Origin of the sequence: Shouchella sp. JSM 1781072, assembly GCF_041949915.1 — a bacterium.
Classification (GTDB): domain Bacteria; phylum Bacillota; class Bacilli; order Bacillales; family Bacillaceae_D; genus Shouchella.
This window is the reverse complement of sequence record NZ_JBHFQE010000002.1, coordinates 756,249-774,800: the sequence shown is the minus strand read 5'-3', so window position 1 is coordinate 774,800 and position 18,552 is coordinate 756,249. Positions and strand designations below refer to the sequence as shown.

Genomic DNA, 18,552 nt, shown 5'->3' with positions numbered 1-18,552 from the left:
AGAGGGCTAATCGACAATCGGCGGGTTCCCTCCGGCTGCGTGTGACAGTCGCAAGCTTTTGTAAAAAACATTGAGGTGACTTAATGCACAAAAACAAAAGCCGCACACAAACAACAAAAAAACAAAGAGTGGGGGTAAGTCTGCCCCTACGGAGTCTTGCTCCTACATCGGGAGGAAACGGATTATGTGTGGAATTGTTGGTTACATCGGAAATGAAGATGCAAAAGAGATCTTACTGAACGGACTAGAAAAGCTAGAGTATCGTGGCTATGACTCTGCTGGGATTGCAGTTCGGACAGAAGACGGCACGCATGTTTTTAAAGAAAAAGGACGAATTGCGACATTGCGTGACGCAGTTGATATGGATGTTGAAACGACTGTAGGGATTGGACACACTCGTTGGGCGACCCATGGTGTACCGAGTCAGTTAAACGCGCATCCACATCAAAGCTCTACAGAGCGCTTTACCCTTGTTCATAATGGGGTTATTGAGAACTATCAACAAATCAAGCGTGAGTATCTTCAAGATGTACAGCTTCATAGTGACACGGATACGGAAGTCATTGTTCAGTTTATTGAACAGCTTTCAAAAGATGGCTTAACAACAGAAGCTGCAGTAAGCAAAGCACTCTCTATGATGAAGGGTTCTTATGCGATTGCGCTTCTCGATAAAGAAGAGCCAGAAACGATTTTTGTAGGGAAAAATAAAAGTCCGCTTCTTATCGGCGTTGGAGACGGCGTAAACGTCATTGCGTCTGATGCCATGGCGATGCTTAACGTAACGGATCAGTTTGTTGAGATTATGGATGAAGAGCTTGTACTCGTGAAACGTGATGGCATTGAGATCAAAACGCTCAATGGAGAAGTACAAAATCGTCAACCTTACACAGCAGAGCTTGATGCGAGTGACATTGAGAAAGGCACATACGATCATTTCATGTTAAAAGAGATCGATGAGCAGCCAATTGTTATTCGTAACATCATTCAAAAATATCAACATGAAGATGGTTCAACACGTTTAGATGCAGATATTCGCGCAGCAATGCAAGAATCTGATCGCATTTATGTGATTGCAGCAGGAACGAGTTACCATGCTGGTTTAGTTGGGAAGCAGTTGCTTGAGCAAGTGGCAAACAAACCTACAGAAGTGCATATTGCAAGTGAATTCTTGTACAATATGCCGTTGTTATCAAAAAATCCACTCTTTGTCTTTATTTCACAAAGTGGTGAAACAGCAGACTCTCGCGGTGTACTTGTTGACGTGAAGAAAAAAGGCCACCGTACGTTAACGATTACGAACGTACCGGGTTCCACGCTTTCGCGTGAATCTGATTTCACGCTTCATACGTTTGCAGGTCCAGAGATTGCGGTTGCATCAACGAAAGCATACACAGCGCAAATGGCGGTACTAACATTACTAGCAGTTGATACAGCGTATGCAGAAGGAATTAAGCTTGATTTTGATCCAATTCAAGAATTAGGGATTGCGGCAAATGCGATGGAAGCGCTTTGTAGTCAAAAAGACGAGTTTGAAAAGATTGCAAAGGATTATCTTTCTGTTACAAGAAACGCATTCTTTATCGGCCGTGCGTCTGATTACTATGTGGCATTAGAAGGTGCGCTGAAGCTTAAAGAAATCTCCTATATCCAAGCGGAAGGATTCGCAGGTGGAGAGCTTAAGCACGGCACGATTGCGCTTATTGAAGAAGGTACGCCTGTTATTGCATTAGCAACGAATGAGCATGTAAACTTAAGTATTCGCGGAAACGTACAAGAAGTCGTAAGCCGTGGTGCTGCAGCAGTTATCATTGCAATGGAAGGCCTTGATCAAGAGGGCGACGCGGTTGTACTGCCACGTGTCCACGAAATCATCGCGCCACTTGTTTCCGTTATTCCAACACAGCTAATTGCTTATTATGCTGCGCTTCACAGAGGTTGTGACGTTGATAAGCCAAGAAACTTAGCGAAAAGTGTAACGGTAGAATAAGATTGATTAAGATTCCCCCTTTAGATATGATGATCTAAAGGGGTTTTTGTTTATGTGTAAAAAGATATATTCAAGTCTATAGACATAGTCATGACACTTACCAGTTATTGTGAAGTGGAACTACTTATCAAATTTATACTATTCTAAATTTATTTAATGATAACCGATTAGGAGCCTGTTTCAATGGATGATAAAACATACTTAAGTATAGAAGAAGTAGTATCACTACCTGCTTTATCAGAACTAACGCTCAGTGAAGATGGGACCAAAATAGCCTTTGTGAAAAAGACAACAAATTGGGAAAAGGACAGCTACCAAACGCAAATTTGGACTTATGGATATGGGATGAACAAGACCGTCATGTTAATGGATGATTCAACAAACTGTTTATCACCAAAATGGTCACCGGACTCTAAACAGCTTGCTTATCTCAAACCAGCTGGTTTAGATAGAACGTACAAACTCTTTATAAAGTCTTTTGAACATCAAAGCGTTATGAACATGACCGACCAGACTGGCGGCATACAATTTTTTAAGTGGGCTCCTGATGGGAAAGGAGTTTATTATGTCGCTTCAATAAAAGAAGAGAAGCGGTATGTTGTAGATGAATATGCCTGTCTTTTTTATCTTGATCTAGAAAGCCATGCTGTTAAGCAACTTACTTATAAAAAAGATTTCCACCTTAAACAGTTTACGGTTTCCGAAGATGGGAAAATGATTGCTTTTGTAGCAACATCATCACCTAAGAACGATGATGATTTACATGGTGACATCTATTTATGGAATTGGGAGAGTAGACAGCGAAAGAAGTTAGGTGTGAATAAACTGCTAGGAGGGGATATTTGTTTTTCACCTGAAGGAAAAAAGATTTGTTATACCGCGAGCAAACGAGAAAAAGATTACTATCGAAACCAGATAAAGGATCAATCCATTGAAATACTCGATTTAGAAACGGGTGAAAGCAATCAACCTTTAGGTAATATTGATAGCAGTGTCACACCGATACGTTGGACCGAAACAGGTTTACTTTTAAAATGGCAAGACAAAACGAATGATAGGATAGGTCTATTAACGGACGATGGCGTTCTTGAAACATGGAGTAAAGATGGCTGTATAATGGGCGTGTCAACGACGAAAGACGGGAAGGCTTTCTCCTATTTAAAAGCTGAAAACAGTGAGATCGCTGATGTTTATTTGAACAACGAGCGAATTACTACAGAAAACAGCATCTTTGGCGAACGTTTAAGAAGTAAAAGAGAAGTAATCTCGTGGAAAAGTTGTGATGGGTTGGAAATAGAAGGTGTCCTCTCAACCCCAGTGAATATACAGCCAAACAGCGCTTATCCCCTTGTAGTAGTCGTTCATGGTGGACCTGCTTGGGCCTCTTTTCCGATCTTTTCCAACTGCTTCAATGGTAAATATCCAATTGAAGCATTTATAGAAAAAGGCTTTATTGTGTTGGAGCCTAATTACAGAGGTAGTTCAGGTTACGGTGATGAGTTCTTAAAAGCAAATTATCAAACATTGGGCTTGGCTTACTATGATGATGTGCTTTCAGGTGTTGATGAACTTATTGATAGAGGTTTAGTAAACTCTGAACGCGTGGGGATAATGGGTTGGAGTAATGGTGGCTATATCGCTGCTTTTTGTGCAACTTTTGGTGATCGATTTAAAGCTGTGTCCGTTGGCGGTGGCATAACAAACTGGCGTACACATTATGCGTTAACAGATATCCCATACGAAATTCGTACATATTTTGGTGGTCCACCTTCTGAAAAGGAGAAGGTTTATACGGATACATCTCCAATCACATACATCCCACTAGCCTGTACACCGACTCTGATCCAACATGGTGAATTAGACGCAAGGGTTCCCAGTGCAAATGCTTATGAGTTGTACCGAGGTTTAAAAGATAAAGGGATCGATACAGAGCTGTATCTCTTTAAAGGGATGGCTTATGAAGCGAACGAGCCAGGTTTGGCTGCTATGATTATGGAACAAAATTTACGTTGGTTTTCTCAGTACCTTTTAGATGATAACTAAGTGAAAGGGTTGGTGCGAGTGATTAACACGACTCATTTCGAACAATTTATTAAGAAAGAATAATTTTCTAAGAGGACACCGTTGTTAGGTGAGAGTACAAAACGAGAAATCTTTGCATATTTATTAGTGGAAAAGTATTAAATTTAAATAAGAAAGCCACTCTCTTCGTAATTGCTTGATATCTATAGTAAACTCTTTCTAAGGAGTTTTTTTGAAAGGGGCGAAATGGTGATGCAAACAAACAAAGAGAGTTATCAGAACCATGATTCATTAATTGATGTGTCGAATAAATTATTTACGTGCTTAGTCGATAAGTTGAACGTCAATACAGCATATATTGCAAAGAAAGAACATGATGTTATGGATGTAATCAATTCTTATAATGTCGACAAAAAAATTGTAACAAACGATATGGCCGTGGATTACAAAGAGTCTAATTGTAAATATGTATTAGAAAACGAGGCAGGTATTCAATACTTTACAAATTTGATGACGAATCTTGAGACAGCGGAACGTACAATAACGGAACAATTAAACGTAAAGGCATTTTTAGGTGTTACGTTATATGGCGCGTCAGGTCAATCTTTTGGAACACTTTGCGTGATGGATGAAGAGGAGCGCTCTTTTTCTGAGGAAGACGTGACATACATACGTACGATTGCCGATGTACTTTCATTTATTATTGAATTAGATGAAACCCATGAAGATATTGGCTTGCTTAGTGTCCCGATTATACCGATATCGTCAGAGATTGCTATCCTTGCGCTACAGGGTAATATTAATCAATCTCGAGCGTTAAAGATTATAGAAGATACGATGGACTATGCGGTCGTTCATAAAGTAAATAACTTCATTATTGATATCTCTGAAATTAATCGTCGCGGACTTGAATTTTCGGAGCTTTTGAATCGTCTTGTTTCCGCTTTGAAATTAATGGGCGTGAAGGTAATGGTATCCGGAGTGCCAACTGATTTGGTGAGTGACAGTCAGGTGACACATTATTTGTCTAAACTTGATCTTCATTATGTGAAGAGTATTGAAGATGCACTTAGCTTGTTAGGATACGAGTTAAGAGAACTGCACTAAACGCTTTGATAAGAAGGTACGTTCTATTTGAATAGAACGTATTTTTTCATTGAACTTAAGAAGATTGATTCAAACGTTTTTAGGGAATGGAACGAAAACAGCCATTATTTTTCAATTCTTGATGAGGATCATTGCGCTCATTTTTACAGATACTACATTCGCTATAATGCCTATACTGTTATCGTGATTTCGACCGGCATCGAGATTGCGTTGAAATCTTTCAATCTTGCATAAAATTTTGTAATAACAGCGAATCATATTTGGCGTTAAAAACTCGTGTGGTAACATTATGAGTCTAGATATTGAAAATTATTGTCTAGCGTTAGGGGACTTGAAGTAATATGGATTCTCGTCAGAAAAAAAGAAAATCAAATCGTAAAAGAAAAATTCTTAAAATAACTTTATTATTTTCAGTTGTAGCATTATTGGCAGTCGGTGCAGGCGCATGGTATGTGGTTAACCAAGTCAACACAACTGCTTCAAACTCGTATGAACAGTTAGAACGAGGAAATAAATCAAATTTAAGAGTCGAACCTGTTGATGTTGGGAAAGATAACTTTTCCATGCTGTTGCTCGGAAGTGACTTTCGAGAAGGGGACGATTATGAACGAACGGATACAATGATTGTTGCGACATTTAATAAGTCGGATCGATCGATTAAGTTAACGAGTATTCCTCGTGATACGTACACTGAAATGATCGGTCATCAAGGCGGAGGCGTCTACGATAAAATTAACCATGCCCATGCATTCGGTGGAATTAGTATGGCAGTAGATTCTGTGGAAAATTTACTTGATATCCCGATTGATCATTATGCCCTCATCCGCTTTGATGGTTTTGTTGACGTGATTGACGCGCTCGGTGGCGTAGAAGTGGATGTTACGTATGAATTTGATTTCAAAGAAGCATCGACAAATTCGGATTATTCCTTTACAGAAGGCCCCACTCAAATGGACGGTTCGAAAGCGTTAGCCTATGCGAGAGAACGTAAGTCTGTTGAAGGCGGCGGCGATAAAGGAAGAGGCATTCGCCAGCAACAAATTATTGAAGCAGTTATTGATGAATCAACATCTCTTTCAAATGTCGCAAATTTTGATGATGTTCTTCAAGCAGTTGGGAACAATTTAAGAATGGATTTAACAATGGGCAACATTGTTTCTCTAAGTGGTTACGCAGGGTCGATTAATGAAATTGAAAGTCTTCAACTGCAAACAGAAGGCTTTAGACAGCCCAACGCACAAGGTCAAAGTATTTGGTATGAGCGGGTTGACCCAATGAATCTTCAAGAAATACAGTCCACGTTAAAAGAACATCTTGAGATTGAAGATACGATTCAAGCTGATTCGTCCTCTCCAACCTCATAAAAAGAAGCAGATTCGATCTGCTTCTTTTTTTATGCATCAAGCAATGCGTACATTCATTGGTTCAGAATAATGGTAAGCGGCATGATGTTCTTGCTTGGCATAAAACCGTAAGCCGTCAACCGCTTTAAACAAAAGTCCAGCGTTTAAGATTTCTTTATGCAAACACGATGCTTAATTCGCCCATGTTGATTTCCGTTAAGTTATGAGCAGAAGGATAATGGTCGATACGTCTTGAGGCGAAATCGCTAGCTTAAAAGAATTCATGATCTAGATCTCCTTTGTTACAACATGTGGCTTATTGTAACATGCATGCACGAAAGAAAAAATTTGGAGGGATAAAATGGGGCAACTAGTGTTTCAGTCGTATACGGAGGAATGAATAAAACCGTACATTGGAAAAGCAAGGATACGGTAAGGATAGAAAAGTTAGAAAATTTATAATTCAACACTAGACATGTTCACAGGTCTATGATATTGTTTTTATATCATATTGTGATATATCTATTATGGATATAGAAGGTGAGCCAGTGAAATCTACGGAACATGTAACAGACTCAATGTTTTATATTATGACAGCGTTAACAGAGCCGAGGCATGGTTACGCGATTATGACTCTAATTGAAGAAACTTCTAAAGGCGCCGTCGTTATTGGTCCTGCCTCTATGTACACGATCATTAAAAAAATGCTCAACCTAGACTGGATTTATCTGTATGATGCAACCGACGCACGTCGAAAAACGTATGCATTAACAATATCCGGTCAGGAAGTGTTAATGAAAGAAATCGATGTGAGGAAACAACTGATTGAACTTGCAGAAGCTAGCATGAATCAAAAGGGGGGGAAGGGATGAAATATATGATGTCAGGCGGTACGGCCTTTGCGGAAAAAAAGGATATGGAAAAATTAAGGAGAATGTCTTTAAAAGGCTGGCATGTGAAACACCAGGCGTTTATGGGCTATTCATTGGAGAAAGGCGAGCCAAAAGAGTATATCTATAGTTTAGATAGGCGTTCACTTGATTTCGAAGAACAAGCTGAGTATAGGGCGTATTTTTCTGATAGTGGTTGGACGCATATTTTTTCAACAGGTGACCAACACTTGTTTCGCTCTGCTCCTCAATCTGTGCCCCTGCATACCGATAGCGACACATTAGTAGAAAAATACAATGGCAAAAAGCCTTATGTAGGGATGGCGTTCTTCTTGTTAGGATTGAGCTTGATTTTATGGATAGGGATGTATGTTAGCTCAAGTATGCGCACAAGTCTGAATGGTACGGTAGCTTCTATTTCTGCTGCTGTCGGAATGATCCTGCTCTGGGTCGCCAATACAGAAGTGGCGAATAAGTGGCATGCTCAAGGTAGAAAGAGGTTGGGATTCCTATTGAAGCAAGCAGGAAGCGTTGTTGTTTATGGTCTGCCTGTCGGTATCATTCTCTATGTGGCACCAGTTGATAAATGGGCCATTGTGTTGCTTTCGATGGGAATTGGCGCAGCGTTATTGCCATTTATGATTTGGGTAAGTATGACGATTTATTACAAATGGATTTTTGCAGGTGTGCGTAGAGGATGAAGGTTGTAAATGTCTTATATGGACTTATTGTGTTCATGATGTTTAGTCAATTAATTAGCGTTTATCTCTTACACGATAGGTTTTCAAGTATCGTTACGTGGATCATGATCGGGTGTTTACTAGCTGCTTCCATCGTTTTTGGAGGCGCTAAATATGAAAGGAAAGACGATACATAAACGGTATTTGGAGGATGGATTAATGAATAAAAAATTTGGTTTAGTGGCGATTGCTGCGGTTACCATACTCGCTGCATGTAATGATGCTAATCAAGAGAATGAAGGAGAAGAGACGGTAGAGATTGAAGAAGGAAACGGTGGATTTTTATGGAAAGTAGAACAAGGTGATACGGAAGTTTATTTACAAGGAACGATTCACGTAGGACGAGAGGATTTTTATCCGTTAAATCCTCAAACAGAAGCAGCTTATGATGCTGCGGATGTAGTTCTTCCAGAAGTTGATCTCATCCATGCTGATTTAAATGAGCTAGAGATGATGATGACCGAGCGGGCTTTGCTGGCGGATGATACGACCCTCGATGAGTTAATCTCAGATGAAGCTTACGAACAGTTAGAGGCCATTTTAACCGACAACGGTGTTCCGATTGAGCTTTTCCAAGGGTTTGAACCTTGGTTTGTTGAGAACATGTTGCTCGCTTTTTCAATTGGCGAAAGTAATGTAGAAGAGTCGGCAGGGGTAGAAGAATATTTCTTAAATCGAGCAGTTGAAGACGAAAAAGAAATTAGAGAGTTGGAAAGCATTGAAGCACAATTTGAGGTGCTCTCAGGTTTTTCAATGGAAACCCAAATTCAAATGTTAGAAGGAACGCTTGAAACGTTTGATGAAGCAGATGAAGAGCTTGAGGCAATGGCTGATATGTGGGTCGAGGGCGATACTGAAGGATTAGAAAGCTTATGGGATGAACTAGAGGAATCGGAAGTAGATAATGAGTATGCGTACGAGTTAAATGAATCACGCAACTACGACATGGCACAAACGATTGACGAAATTTTACAAGAAGATAGTGGCCAAACATATTTTGTGATTGTTGGATCTATGCATTTGGTGGCAGAACCGAGTATTGTTTCCATTCTTGAAGATGAGGGCTATACGGTCGATTTTATTTATTAAAAGCGAAGACTGGGCGAAAAAAGCCCAGTCTGATCATGTATTAGGGTTGTTTTTCAAATGCTAGTCGTAGACCAAATCCAATGAAAACCGCGCCAGTTAAGCCGTCCATTGCTTTTTTAACACTTGCTTTTTTCATCCATACACGCGCGTAGTTAATAACGTATATATAGACGACAAACCAGAGAAATTGAATGATTAAATAAATCGCACCTAGTATGGAGAAGGTTACAATTGTATTTGCCCCAGGTTGAACGAATTGCGGCATTAGAGTTAAGAAAAATACTGCTACTTTTGGGTTGGAAATGTTTGTTAAAAACCCTTGCAGCATGAGCGATTTATTTTGACTTGGAAGTGCTTCTTCTTCATCAACGGAACCATAGCCTCGTTTCTTCATTTCAAAAAGCGCCTTCACACCTAAATAGATTAAGTAAGCGGCTCCAACATATTTAAAAATGGTAAAAATCACTGCTGATTGCATAATAATCGCGGATAAACCAATAACGGCTGCTGTTGTATGAATAGATAGGGCAAGGCATGTGCCAATCAATGTCTGAAAGCCACCAGTTGTTTTGTGCACAATCGTATTTCTGGTCACAATTGCTGTATCAGGTCCAGGTACGATAATTAGTAAAAAGCTCGTTAAAGCGAAAAGAAAAAAACTACTCAACATCCTTGCGCCCCTCCTTATAAGTTCTTGATGATATTCCTTATTATAAAACGGTTTTCCGCTTAAAAATAGTCTTTTTTCTGCCAGAAGCAATAAATTTTTATCAGAAGAATGCAGGTAATAAGCGCCTAAATACTGAATCTTACAAGGCTGAGTTTGAAAAGGAAGTGAGCTCCATGTCGAATGAAAAACAATCCTCTGAACAAAAGCGAGAAAAGCTTCGGCAGCAAGAACAAAAAAGAAACCCAACTGGAAACCTAAAGGACGCCTATGATCGTGGTTATGGAGGCGGGTTGGCTGATCTAGTTGGAATGTTTGGCTGGAAAACGACGGGAATCGTGTTTAGTGTCATTGTGATCATTTTATTAGGAATATTGGTTTTTACATGAACAGTTGTTAGATAAGAGCAGGTGGGTATGTAGAACCTTTCTCAATTTTATCTTTATCGAATAAACACGAGGAATAAGAGTAGTAGGGATGACAACGGTTGTCAGAGAGCTGCCAGTTGCTGAAAAGGTAGTCAATCGTTTACCTGAAGTCGCTTATAAAGTGGCTAGACTGAAATAAAAAGTAAGTCTAGACGGAGGGCAGCCGACTGCATTTCGTTACAAATTTGAGACTTGTGTTAAACGCGCAAGTGAATAAGAGTGGTACCACGTTAGGACATCCCTACCGTCTCTACAGAGGCGGTAGTTTTTTTACTTTTAAAGGAGCTGAGTAATCAAGATGGATAAAGCGAAACAAAAAGAGATTGTCACAAGTCGTTTAAAGTTGCGATTTTGTCGAAAAGAAGATGCGCCTATAATTAAAAGTCTTTGTAATAACTACAATCTTTATAAATCGACATTGACCCTTCCGTTTCCTTATACAGAAGAGGATGCAATGTTCTGGATGAAAAGCCATCATGAAAATTTTGACCAGGATAAACGTTACGAGTTTGCGATTACAGATTTAGAAACAGGTACGTTATATGGAGCCATTGCGTTAACACCGAATAAACAGCACGCGCATGGGGAGCTTGCTTATTGGATTGGTGAGCCTTATTGGGGTAAAGGGATTGGAACGGAAGCGGCGCAAGCAATGGTTGAATTTGCTTTTCAAGAGAAACAGCTTCACAAAGTGTTTGCGCGTTTTTTTAAATCAAACCCAGCTTCTGGTAGAATTATGGAGAAAATCGGAATGAAGCAAGAAGGAGTCTTACGTGAACATGTTTGGAAAGAAAATCGGTTTGAGGATCTTGTACAGTATGGTGTTTTAAATCCGATAAGGCTTTCCTTATGAATAGAGAAATCGGTGTTTAGTGAACCCATGTTCCTTTCTATTCATATCTATAGATAAAGCTATTTGTATAGATAATGATGAAAAGGATTGAAGAGGTGTGGATAATAATCATTTTAAAAACGGTTCTTATTGTCAGTGTAACTCAATTGAGCATTACATGAGGACACCAACAAATGGCGGTGCGAAATGTGGTAAAAGTATGCAGCGAATTCCAGGTCCAACCGGTCCGACGGGTCCACCAGGATTCGGAACGGGACTGACTGGATTTACCGGTCCAACTGGTCCGACAGGCCACACTGGGGAAACGGGACCAGCTGGTCTAGGATCTAGAGGATTGACTGGTCCAAGAGGGGAAACAGGATTACAAGGTCCAATCGGCCCGACGGGTCCAACAGGAGATCAAGGTTCTACAGGAATAGGGATTACAGGAGCTACAGGCGCCACAGGGCCACAAGGTCCAAGTGGCGTAACAGGTCCAAATGGAGCGACTGGTACTACAGGAGTAGGCGTTACCGGTTCAACAGGAGCGACAGGAATAGGTGTGACGGGTCCAACCGGCCCACCAGGTCCAGCGGGAACAGGAACAGCGGTTTCACTGAATTACGCATCACAGTATTTTGTTTCTGGTTCGCTTGTACCAACAGCAGGGCAAGCACCTTTTACGTTTAACACGTTTGGTCCGGCTCGGAACATTACAATTGGTGGAGATGCGTTCACAATTCAGCAAACGGGCGTTTATGAACTTTTGGCTGTTGTTCAAGTAGAGACAGATTTACCTGTTCAATTTTATTTTGTCGCCAACAATGTTCAATTAATTGGCAGTAGTTTCGGATCAAATGTCGCGATTGTTGATAGTATTCCGTTGCTGTGGCAGGGGGAACTAGCGGCTGGATCTGTGGTGCAATTCTTCTATTCTATTGCTGCTCCAGGCGCACGAATTGGCTCACGTGCGTTTACCATTAAGCAATTAAGTTAGAGAGATTTTTTGAAGGGTAACCTAGTACATGTCATCTTACTAAGAGTAAGATGATTTTTTTGAGTATATATTCAATAATTATAGAACTTTTTGTTCTAAAAGTATTGAATGTTTATTTCTTTTCCGTTACGATTGAGCTCAAACATCACTATGGAGGCGAGAAAATGGAGATCATTCAATCTACGGTTCGAAAAAGGAAGTCTTATCATGTGAAAGTTCGTTATTCGATTCTATGGGAGTGTGCGCTAGGGATTGCGGCAGTTACAAATGAGCGGTTACTTGATACATTAGAAGTGCCTGAGTCAGAATGGCGCCAATTAAAGGAAACGCTGCCTAAATCGTTGAAAGAGCAGTTGGGTTATGTTCAACAGCATAATACGTGGAAAGCGTTGCTTCAATTGTTACATGAGGTGCCTGATTCAACTTTGGATGAATTTTTAACATTTATTCAGACGAGGTCGTCTTCGCAAATCAAATTTTTTTGCTTGCCTTATATTGGTGAGGAGTTTCAAGAGGTGCGGGAACAGGCTGCAAATGGGGATGAGCACGCACTGGATCAGTTAAAAGGCGTTGCGGCGGACAATCCCTTTTTTCCTCAGTACATGTCGTTTATCGTTCATGTGGATGTGAATGAATTAAAAAATCATTTAGTGAATGTGATGACACAGTGGTATGACGAGGTTGTTTCGAATGTTGAGCAAGAACGCATAAAAATTTTACAAACGGATTATGAGGAAAAGATGAAAATGAGCACTCAACTTTCATCAGAAGAATTTGTACAATGGGCAACAGGCGGAATAGATTATCAGCCAGAGCCTCATGTATTCAACGTCCTGCTCATTCCTCAGATTTGCTACCGTCCATGGAACATCGAAGCAGACATTGAAGGGACAAAAGTATTTTATTACCCTGTTTCAAATGCGAGCTTATCGCCTAACGACCCCTACGCGGCTCCAGATTTTTTGGTGCAAAAATATAAAGCATTAGGTGATGATATTCGATTAAAAATGGTGAAAATTTTAGCGGAAGGCGACTGCAGTTTGCAGGAGATGACGGAACAACTAGCGTTAGGGAAGTCGACAATTCACCATCATTTAAAAATGCTGCGCGCAGCAAAGCTTGTTGAAATGAAGGGGATGAAATATTCACTAAGAAGACAAGCCCTTTTATTAATGGACAAAGAACTAGCCAAATATTTAGAGCGATCCGTGTAGATGAAGCAACCCTCTCTGTTAACCAATCGTTCCTTTCTTGCAACTTGGTCAGGAAATGTTATATCAGAATTAGGTGGAGCGTTCGGGACATTTTGTCATTCAATTCTTGTTTTCCAGCTTACAGGTTCAACGTTTGCGTTAGGGAGCATGTGGTTGCTCTATTTTTTACCATCTTTAGTTCTGCAATTATTTATTGGCCCTTTTATTGATCGGTGGAGCAGAAAGTGGATGATGGTCATAAGTCAGTGGCTAAGGGCGTGCGTATTTGTAGTCCCCCTGTTGGCCCTAACTGTTGGCAACATCGACATTTGGCACATCTATGTCGTTCAAATTATCATTGGTCTGATCTCTCCCTTGTATGTCCCAGCGAATCAAGCCATCTTACCTACGATTGTGAAATCGAATCAATTAAAGCAAGCCAATGCCTATGTAGACAGTACCGTCAGAATCATGATGTTCCTTGCACCAATTGCAGCTGGGGTAACGATTGAAGGTATTGGTGTTCAAATAACGTTAGCTATGGTTTGTATACTGCTTGTGGTCAGTGGTTGCGCATTGCTTTTTATTGATGAACCACGTCTGGATGATACGGAGATAAGAAAGGCATGGCTTGAAGATTTTCGCGAGGGATTTACGTTTTTCTTCAAACAAAAAATTATTGTCTGGTTAGGCGTATTCTTAGCTTTTGTGCAGTTCGGTGTAGGGGTAACGATGGTAACAACCTTGCCTTATATCACTGGTGAACTCTCAGGAACGTACGCTCAATATGGATTCTTTATGGCAGGTTTTCCGATTGGTTATGCACTCGGTGCAATCATTACGCCGAAAATTAAAAGCGTTAGTAGAAGGCGAACCATGCTTGGGGCGTTGTTTGTTGGAGGGATGACGTTCACTGTCTTAGCCTTTAATCAAAGTATCTCTTTTGCGATTGTCACCGAAGCGATAGGCGGATTCGCAATGGCCATTTTTAGCATACATAACCTCACGCTCTGCCAGCAACGAATTCCGAATCGGCTTATGGGAAAAGTGTTTTCAATTCGGTTATTGCTCATAAGAGTGAGCATGCCGTTTGGCGTTTTAGTAGGAGGAGGTTTTGGGGATTTAGTTGGTATTCGACCGCTTTATCTGTTTATTGGCTTGCTTATTAGCATAGTTGCCTTCCTCGGTATGCTGCTCCCGTTTTTTTCATTTATTAATGATGATGAGTAAATGGGGGTTTCGTTCGTTTCCGTTTAAGCCTGATTGGACTCAGCCAGTTTGATTAAACTGGCTTTTCTTCTGTAGTTAATTGGCAGTGAACAATGATTTGCGGACTTTTAGCTGTGAAGGGTTGTTTCTTCCACGAGCCATGTACTGCTTTTATCGTAAACCCTTGGGTTGTGAGCAGTCGCAGTAACTCCTGGGGATACATGTAGCGCAGATCAATTGATTCCTTAACTCCTTCACGTTCCGTTGTGCAAGATAAGATTTGAGTTAAAGCATCGTATCGTTCTGAATGTGTCTCAACCAAAACGTTCCCTTCTTTATCCGTGTAATCTACGTGTTCAATGAAGTCTTCAGCTAATTCTTCTAAGATAGGGTTTCGCGTATCAAAAATAAACTCACCATTCGGTCGTAGGTGTTTTCTTACAGACTGAAAGAGTTGATCTTGACTTTCATTTGTTAGAAAATGCTGAAAGGAGTTTCCGGTCATATAAATAAGTGGTGCACATGTGTTCAAGTCAAGTTGAGTGCAATCTTGTTCGTAGAAATGAATTGGAAGTTTTAACGTTTCAGCCTTTCTTTTTGCATGTGCTAACATTCCTCCATGTAAGTCTACGCCAATTAATTGATAACCCGCTTTTGCAAGAGGAATCGTTACACGCCCGGTTCCACAAGCTAAATCAATGATAGGTCCTGTGAGTGCTTGAATATGCTCTTTGAGAAATAGATAATCATCTTTATAGTCACCATAATCATGATCGTATTGATCTGGATTGGCGTACTTATCAAAGTTTGTTGTGAAGATTGAGCTCATTCTGTTCTCTCCATTCGCTATAATCTGTTACATTTATTTTAACACTATTCAGATAAAAACTTTATACAAATAAATGCGAGCACGTTATAAGCATTTTAATCTTATAGAATCTCCGATACTCAATGTTCCTTCAAAAGTATTTATAAGTGTTTTAGATAATTTATTGACTTATTTATATAAAATACTTAAAATTGCTTATATATACTTATTGAGGTGATGGCAAATGTATCAAGAAGAGAGGCTAGTGAAAATAGTCGCTGAGTTAAAAAAACGAGGGAAGCTCTCCAATCAAGATGTTTGTCAGTTATTAGACGTGTCTCGTGATACAGCGAGGCGTGATATTATTCGACTTGTAGATGAGGGAAATGCGGTGCGTACTCACGGTGGCATTGCTTCGACGTTTTTAATGAGTGAACTCGAAAAATATAAAGAATCAGGCTTTAATGAGCGGAAGGAACGGGCTTCGCGTGAAAAAAGAGAGATTGCGAAAAAAGCAGCAACTTTTTTAAAAGACAATGACTTATGTTTTTTTGATGTGTCCACCACAATCGCGCTATTAAGTGATCTTGTGAGCAAAAAGATCTCTGTCTATACCCATTCTCTTGATAACGCTGAAATTTTAGCTAAAAAGGATTTCGTTGATTTTCATTTACTAGGTGGTCGCTTTAATCATGAAAACCGCTTTTTTTATGATCTTTACTTGATAAAAAACTTACTAGAAGATGTGTATTTTGACTATGCTTTCATCGGCGCGGCTAGTTTAACAGAAGACGGGATTTATTTTGTGGATAAAGAAGACGCGAGAATAACAAAAGAAGCCATTAAGCGAGCGAAGCGTGTGTACGTGCTAGCGGACTACGAAAAGTTTAATAAGACCAGTTATTACAAATCAGCTGATTTAGCAGATATTGATGTGGTCATCACAAACGAGTATCCGCCAGAAAATTTGCGAGAACGCTTTTTAGCCGACCATATACAATTAGAATTAACTGAGTCTTAGGGGGGAACGATGATGGCAACGGAAAAAGAAAAGATGCTTCTTGGAAAATTATATAATCCAGCAGATGTTGAACTGGCTAAAGATCGAAAAAAAGCGAGAGCGTTGATGCATGCGTACAACCAAACGAGCCATGAATCAGAGCGAAAAGCCATTTTAAATAATCTGATTGGCTACTCAGAGAATCAAGCTTCTTTTGAAGGAACAATTAAGGTTGACTATGGTTATAATATTCGTGTGGGTAAAAATTTTTTTGCGAATTTTGATGCGGTGTTTTTGGACGTATGTGCCATTACGTTTGGAGACAATTGTATGCTAGGACCTGGTGTGCATGTTTATACTGCGACGCATCCTCTTGATCCAGTAGAACGAGCGAGTGGGTTAGAGTTAGGGAAGCCTGTTCAAATTGGCGATGACGTCTGGATTGGTGGACGAGCAGTCATTAATCCTGGTGTGACCATTGGTAATCGTGCGGTCATTGCTTCTGGTGCGGTTGTGACAAAGGATGTACCAGATAACGCGGTTGTTGGCGGAAATCCAGCAAAAATTATTAAAATGATTGATATGTAGACAAGCTAATGTTCAATTTTAAAAACCCATCATGAGACGATCGTCTCATGGTGGGTTTTTCGTTACGTTTTACACAGACTTTCTTTTCTCTGGATCTTCATATGTCTCCCAAAACGTTGCATTTTTAATGCCTAATTTTTTCGGATCGAAGACAGGATCAAGCCCCTGTGCTTTTTGTTCTTCGTAATCTTTTAAGCATCGGAGAGCTGGTTTCGCGAGTAGTACGATGGCAATGACGTTGATCCACACCATCAATCCAAGGCCGATATCCCCGAGTAACCAGGCGTTTTCTGCTGTTCGAACGGTTCCAAAGTACGTAGCGCCAAGTAAAATTAATTTTATTAACAGCATCGGGATGGCTGCTTTTCTTCCTCGCATTAAGTAAGCAACATTGGTCTCGGCGATGTAGTAGTAAGCCATAATGGTTGTAAAGGCAAAGAATAAAAGGGCGATGGCGACAAACCCTGTTCCGAATGAAGGGAAAATACTGTTAATCGCTGCTTGGGTATATTCTGGTCCAACTTCTGTATTCGGAAGAGCATTGACGATATTCGGATCCCCTTCGCTTACACCTTGTGTATTGTACATCCCTGTAAACAGAATCATAAAAGCTGTCGCGGAACAAACAAGTAACGTATCAATATAGACAGAACCTGCTTGCACAAGTCCTTGTTTTGTTGGGTGCGATACTTCTGCTGCACCTGCCGCGTGCGCACCAGTTCCTTGACCTGCTTCGTTTGAGTAAACCCCACGCATAACGCCCCAAGCGATTGCACTTCCGAGTAGTCCCCCGAAAATAGAGTCCATACCAAAGGCACTGCTAACAATTAGCTGAATGGTTGCCGGAACTTCTGTAATGTTCATGCCAATAATAACAGCCGCCATAATCATATAAATAATGGCCATAAATGGAACGATAAAAGCCGCGGTATTCGCGATCCATTTGATTCCACCTAAAATAATTAAGCCGAGCACAGCGATGAGGAAAACACCTGTTACCCAATTCGGAATATCAAAGGCATTTGTCATCGCTGCTGCAATTGCGTTAGACTGCACGCCTGGCATTAGGAGCGACATCGCGATTAAAGCGGCAATTGCGAATGTAATACCGAACCATTTTTGTCCAAGCCCTTTTTCAATATAGTAAGCTGGACCACCTCGATATTGGCCATTTTGCTTTGTTTTATAAACTTGAGCGAGGGTGGATTCCATAAACGCGCTTGATGCACCTAAAAAGGCTATCGCCCACATCCAAAAGACCGCACCTGGTCCCCCGTAGAAAATAGCGGAAGCGACACCAGCTATGTTACCGGTCCCAACTCTTCCTGCTAGGGCGACGGATAAGGCTTGGAACGATGAAACCCCGGCATCGGATGATTTTCCTTTAAACATAAGCACAAACATGTCTTTAATATGCCTTACCTGTAAGAATCGAGTTAAAATTGAAAATATTAACCCGATACCAAGCAATGTGTAAACAACGGGAGAACTCCATAAGATGTTGTTTACCGCTACAATAAATGTTTCCATGATGAACCTCCTACTAAATATGTAATATGTAAGTGAATGAGTTAATCTTTATCATATACGTATAGCATAAAAGAAAAAAGAGGATATTGGTATGTAATTTGTAAAATAATCTGACAAGTATT

19 protein-coding genes and 1 other annotated feature are annotated in these 18,552 nt (G+C 40.3%); of the genes, 15 read left to right on the top strand and 4 right to left on the bottom strand.

From position 1 onward, the window contains the following. The first annotated feature begins 184 nt into the window (after positions 1-184). The 4 genes from glmS (at position 185) to ACE1TH_RS13530 (ending at position 6,480) form a co-directional block, all read left to right on the top strand. Positions 185-1,987, top strand: coding sequence for a glutamine--fructose-6-phosphate transaminase (isomerizing) (gene glmS, locus ACE1TH_RS13545; RefSeq protein ID WP_375079243.1), 1,803 nt, complete (start codon positions 185-187; stop codon positions 1,985-1,987). Positions 1,988-2,170: 183 nt separating this feature from the next. Beyond that, a complete protein-coding gene (locus ACE1TH_RS13540) occupies positions 2,171-4,030 on the top strand; it encodes a S9 family peptidase (protein ID WP_255224369.1) in 1,860 nt (619 codons plus the stop codon). A gap of 231 nt (positions 4,031-4,261) precedes the next feature. Further along, the gene (locus ACE1TH_RS13535; protein WP_255224370.1) at positions 4,262-5,116 is read left to right on the top strand and encodes a GAF domain-containing protein; all 855 of its coding nucleotides are present in this window, start codon (positions 4,262-4,264) and stop codon (positions 5,114-5,116) included. A 341-nt stretch (positions 5,117-5,457) separates the two neighbouring features. Further along, the gene (locus tag ACE1TH_RS13530; RefSeq protein ID WP_255224371.1) at positions 5,458-6,480 is read left to right on the top strand and encodes an LCP family glycopolymer transferase; all 1,023 of its coding nucleotides are present in this window, start codon (positions 5,458-5,460) and stop codon (positions 6,478-6,480) included. A 36-nt stretch (positions 6,481-6,516) separates the two neighbouring features. Here the strand turns inward: ACE1TH_RS13530 and ACE1TH_RS13525 are convergent, their stop codons facing one another. Further along, a complete protein-coding gene (locus ACE1TH_RS13525) occupies positions 6,517-6,642 on the bottom strand; it encodes a hypothetical protein (RefSeq protein WP_375079242.1) in 126 nt (41 codons plus the stop codon). A gap of 365 nt (positions 6,643-7,007) precedes the next feature. On the opposite strand from ACE1TH_RS13525, the gene ACE1TH_RS13520 reads away from it, so the two are divergent. Genes ACE1TH_RS13520 through ACE1TH_RS13505 form a run of 4 tightly spaced genes read left to right on the top strand, consistent with a single transcriptional unit; the run spans position 7,008 to position 9,178 of the window. After that, positions 7,008-7,331, top strand: coding sequence for a PadR family transcriptional regulator (locus tag ACE1TH_RS13520; RefSeq protein ID WP_375079241.1), 324 nt, complete (start codon positions 7,008-7,010; stop codon positions 7,329-7,331). Next, a complete protein-coding gene (locus ACE1TH_RS13515) occupies positions 7,328-8,050 on the top strand; it encodes a DUF2812 domain-containing protein (protein ID WP_255224373.1) in 723 nt (240 codons plus the stop codon). The genes ACE1TH_RS13520 and ACE1TH_RS13515 overlap by 4 nt, the downstream gene beginning before the upstream one ends. Then, the gene (locus tag ACE1TH_RS13510; protein WP_375079240.1) at positions 8,047-8,226 is read left to right on the top strand and encodes a hypothetical protein; all 180 of its coding nucleotides are present in this window, start codon (positions 8,047-8,049) and stop codon (positions 8,224-8,226) included. Before ACE1TH_RS13515 ends, ACE1TH_RS13510 begins: the two co-directional genes overlap by 4 nt. A gap of 22 nt (positions 8,227-8,248) precedes the next feature. Beyond that, entirely contained in the window at positions 8,249-9,178 is a 930-nt protein-coding gene (locus tag ACE1TH_RS13505) for a TraB/GumN family protein (RefSeq protein WP_375079239.1), read from the top strand. Between the two features lie 40 nt (positions 9,179-9,218). Here ACE1TH_RS13505 and ACE1TH_RS13500 read toward each other — a convergent pair whose 3' ends face one another. After that, on the bottom strand, positions 9,219-9,845 hold the full coding sequence (locus tag ACE1TH_RS13500) for a LysE family translocator (RefSeq protein WP_255225327.1): 627 nt from the start codon (positions 9,843-9,845) through the stop codon (positions 9,219-9,221). A gap of 176 nt (positions 9,846-10,021) precedes the next feature. Between ACE1TH_RS13500 and ACE1TH_RS13495 the strand changes: the two genes are divergently transcribed. The 5 genes from ACE1TH_RS13495 to ACE1TH_RS13475 all read left to right on the top strand — a co-directional run bounded on the left by ACE1TH_RS13495 (position 10,022) and on the right by ACE1TH_RS13475 (position 14,525). Continuing rightward, on the top strand, positions 10,022-10,234 hold the full coding sequence (locus ACE1TH_RS13495; RefSeq protein WP_375079238.1) for a DUF6366 family protein: 213 nt from the start codon (positions 10,022-10,024) through the stop codon (positions 10,232-10,234). Positions 10,235-10,294: 60 nt separating this feature from the next. Beyond that, positions 10,295-10,528, top strand: a binding site (T-box leader). Between the two features lie 43 nt (positions 10,529-10,571). Next, complete coding sequence (locus ACE1TH_RS13490; RefSeq protein ID WP_375079237.1) at positions 10,572-11,126, top strand: GNAT family N-acetyltransferase; 555 nt, start codon at positions 10,572-10,574, stop codon at positions 11,124-11,126. 157 nt (positions 11,127-11,283) lie between these two features. Continuing rightward, complete coding sequence (locus tag ACE1TH_RS13485; RefSeq protein ID WP_375079236.1) at positions 11,284-12,102, top strand: collagen-like protein; 819 nt, start codon at positions 11,284-11,286, stop codon at positions 12,100-12,102. Between the two features lie 164 nt (positions 12,103-12,266). Next, positions 12,267-13,316, top strand: a complete 1,050-nt coding sequence (locus ACE1TH_RS13480; RefSeq protein ID WP_375079235.1) for an ArsR/SmtB family transcription factor — start codon at positions 12,267-12,269, stop codon at positions 13,314-13,316. Beyond that, entirely contained in the window at positions 13,317-14,525 is a 1,209-nt protein-coding gene (locus ACE1TH_RS13475) for an MFS transporter (protein ID WP_375079234.1), read from the top strand. Between the two features lie 52 nt (positions 14,526-14,577). On the opposite strand, the gene ACE1TH_RS13470 is transcribed toward ACE1TH_RS13475, so the two are convergent. Next, on the bottom strand, positions 14,578-15,333 hold the full coding sequence (locus tag ACE1TH_RS13470; RefSeq protein WP_099303338.1) for a class I SAM-dependent DNA methyltransferase: 756 nt from the start codon (positions 15,331-15,333) through the stop codon (positions 14,578-14,580). Between the two features lie 223 nt (positions 15,334-15,556). Between ACE1TH_RS13470 and ACE1TH_RS13465 the strand changes: the two genes are divergently transcribed. Together ACE1TH_RS13465 and ACE1TH_RS13460 are read left to right on the top strand one after the other, a co-directional pair. After that, on the top strand, positions 15,557-16,333 hold the full coding sequence (locus ACE1TH_RS13465; protein WP_099303336.1) for a DeoR/GlpR family DNA-binding transcription regulator: 777 nt from the start codon (positions 15,557-15,559) through the stop codon (positions 16,331-16,333). A 12-nt stretch (positions 16,334-16,345) separates the two neighbouring features. Continuing rightward, positions 16,346-16,900, top strand: a complete 555-nt coding sequence (locus tag ACE1TH_RS13460; RefSeq protein ID WP_255225328.1) for a maltose acetyltransferase domain-containing protein — start codon at positions 16,346-16,348, stop codon at positions 16,898-16,900. A 69-nt stretch (positions 16,901-16,969) separates the two neighbouring features. Here the strand turns inward: ACE1TH_RS13460 and ACE1TH_RS13455 are convergent, their stop codons facing one another. After that, complete coding sequence (locus ACE1TH_RS13455; protein WP_099303332.1) at positions 16,970-18,430, bottom strand: alanine/glycine:cation symporter family protein; 1,461 nt, start codon at positions 18,428-18,430, stop codon at positions 16,970-16,972. Positions 18,431-18,552 lie beyond the last annotated feature (122 nt).

Coding starts and splice junctions, on each gene's coding strand:
- ACE1TH_RS13510 (WP_375079240.1), top strand. CDS start 8,047: ATGAAGGTTGTAAATGTCTTATATGGACTTATTGTGTTCATGATGTTT.
- ACE1TH_RS13515 (WP_255224373.1), top strand. CDS start 7,328: ATGAAATATATGATGTCAGGCGGTACGGCCTTTGCGGAAAAAAAGGAT.
- ACE1TH_RS13540 (WP_255224369.1), top strand. CDS start 2,171: ATGGATGATAAAACATACTTAAGTATAGAAGAAGTAGTATCACTACCT.
- ACE1TH_RS13465 (WP_099303336.1), top strand. CDS start 15,557: ATGTATCAAGAAGAGAGGCTAGTGAAAATAGTCGCTGAGTTAAAAAAA.
- ACE1TH_RS13495 (WP_375079238.1), top strand. CDS start 10,022: ATGTCGAATGAAAAACAATCCTCTGAACAAAAGCGAGAAAAGCTTCGG.
- glmS (WP_375079243.1), top strand. CDS start 185: ATGTGTGGAATTGTTGGTTACATCGGAAATGAAGATGCAAAAGAGATC.
- ACE1TH_RS13460 (WP_255225328.1), top strand. CDS start 16,346: ATGGCAACGGAAAAAGAAAAGATGCTTCTTGGAAAATTATATAATCCA.
- ACE1TH_RS13490 (WP_375079237.1), top strand. CDS start 10,572: ATGGATAAAGCGAAACAAAAAGAGATTGTCACAAGTCGTTTAAAGTTG.
- ACE1TH_RS13505 (WP_375079239.1), top strand. CDS start 8,249: ATGAATAAAAAATTTGGTTTAGTGGCGATTGCTGCGGTTACCATACTC.
- ACE1TH_RS13475 (WP_375079234.1), top strand. CDS start 13,317: ATGAAGCAACCCTCTCTGTTAACCAATCGTTCCTTTCTTGCAACTTGG.
- ACE1TH_RS13480 (WP_375079235.1), top strand. CDS start 12,267: ATGGAGATCATTCAATCTACGGTTCGAAAAAGGAAGTCTTATCATGTG.
- ACE1TH_RS13535 (WP_255224370.1), top strand. CDS start 4,262: ATGCAAACAAACAAAGAGAGTTATCAGAACCATGATTCATTAATTGAT.
- ACE1TH_RS13470 (WP_099303338.1), bottom strand. CDS start 15,333: ATGAGCTCAATCTTCACAACAAACTTTGATAAGTACGCCAATCCAGAT.
- ACE1TH_RS13530 (WP_255224371.1), top strand. CDS start 5,458: ATGGATTCTCGTCAGAAAAAAAGAAAATCAAATCGTAAAAGAAAAATT.
- ACE1TH_RS13455 (WP_099303332.1), bottom strand. CDS start 18,430: ATGGAAACATTTATTGTAGCGGTAAACAACATCTTATGGAGTTCTCCC.
- ACE1TH_RS13485 (WP_375079236.1), top strand. CDS start 11,284: ATGAGGACACCAACAAATGGCGGTGCGAAATGTGGTAAAAGTATGCAG.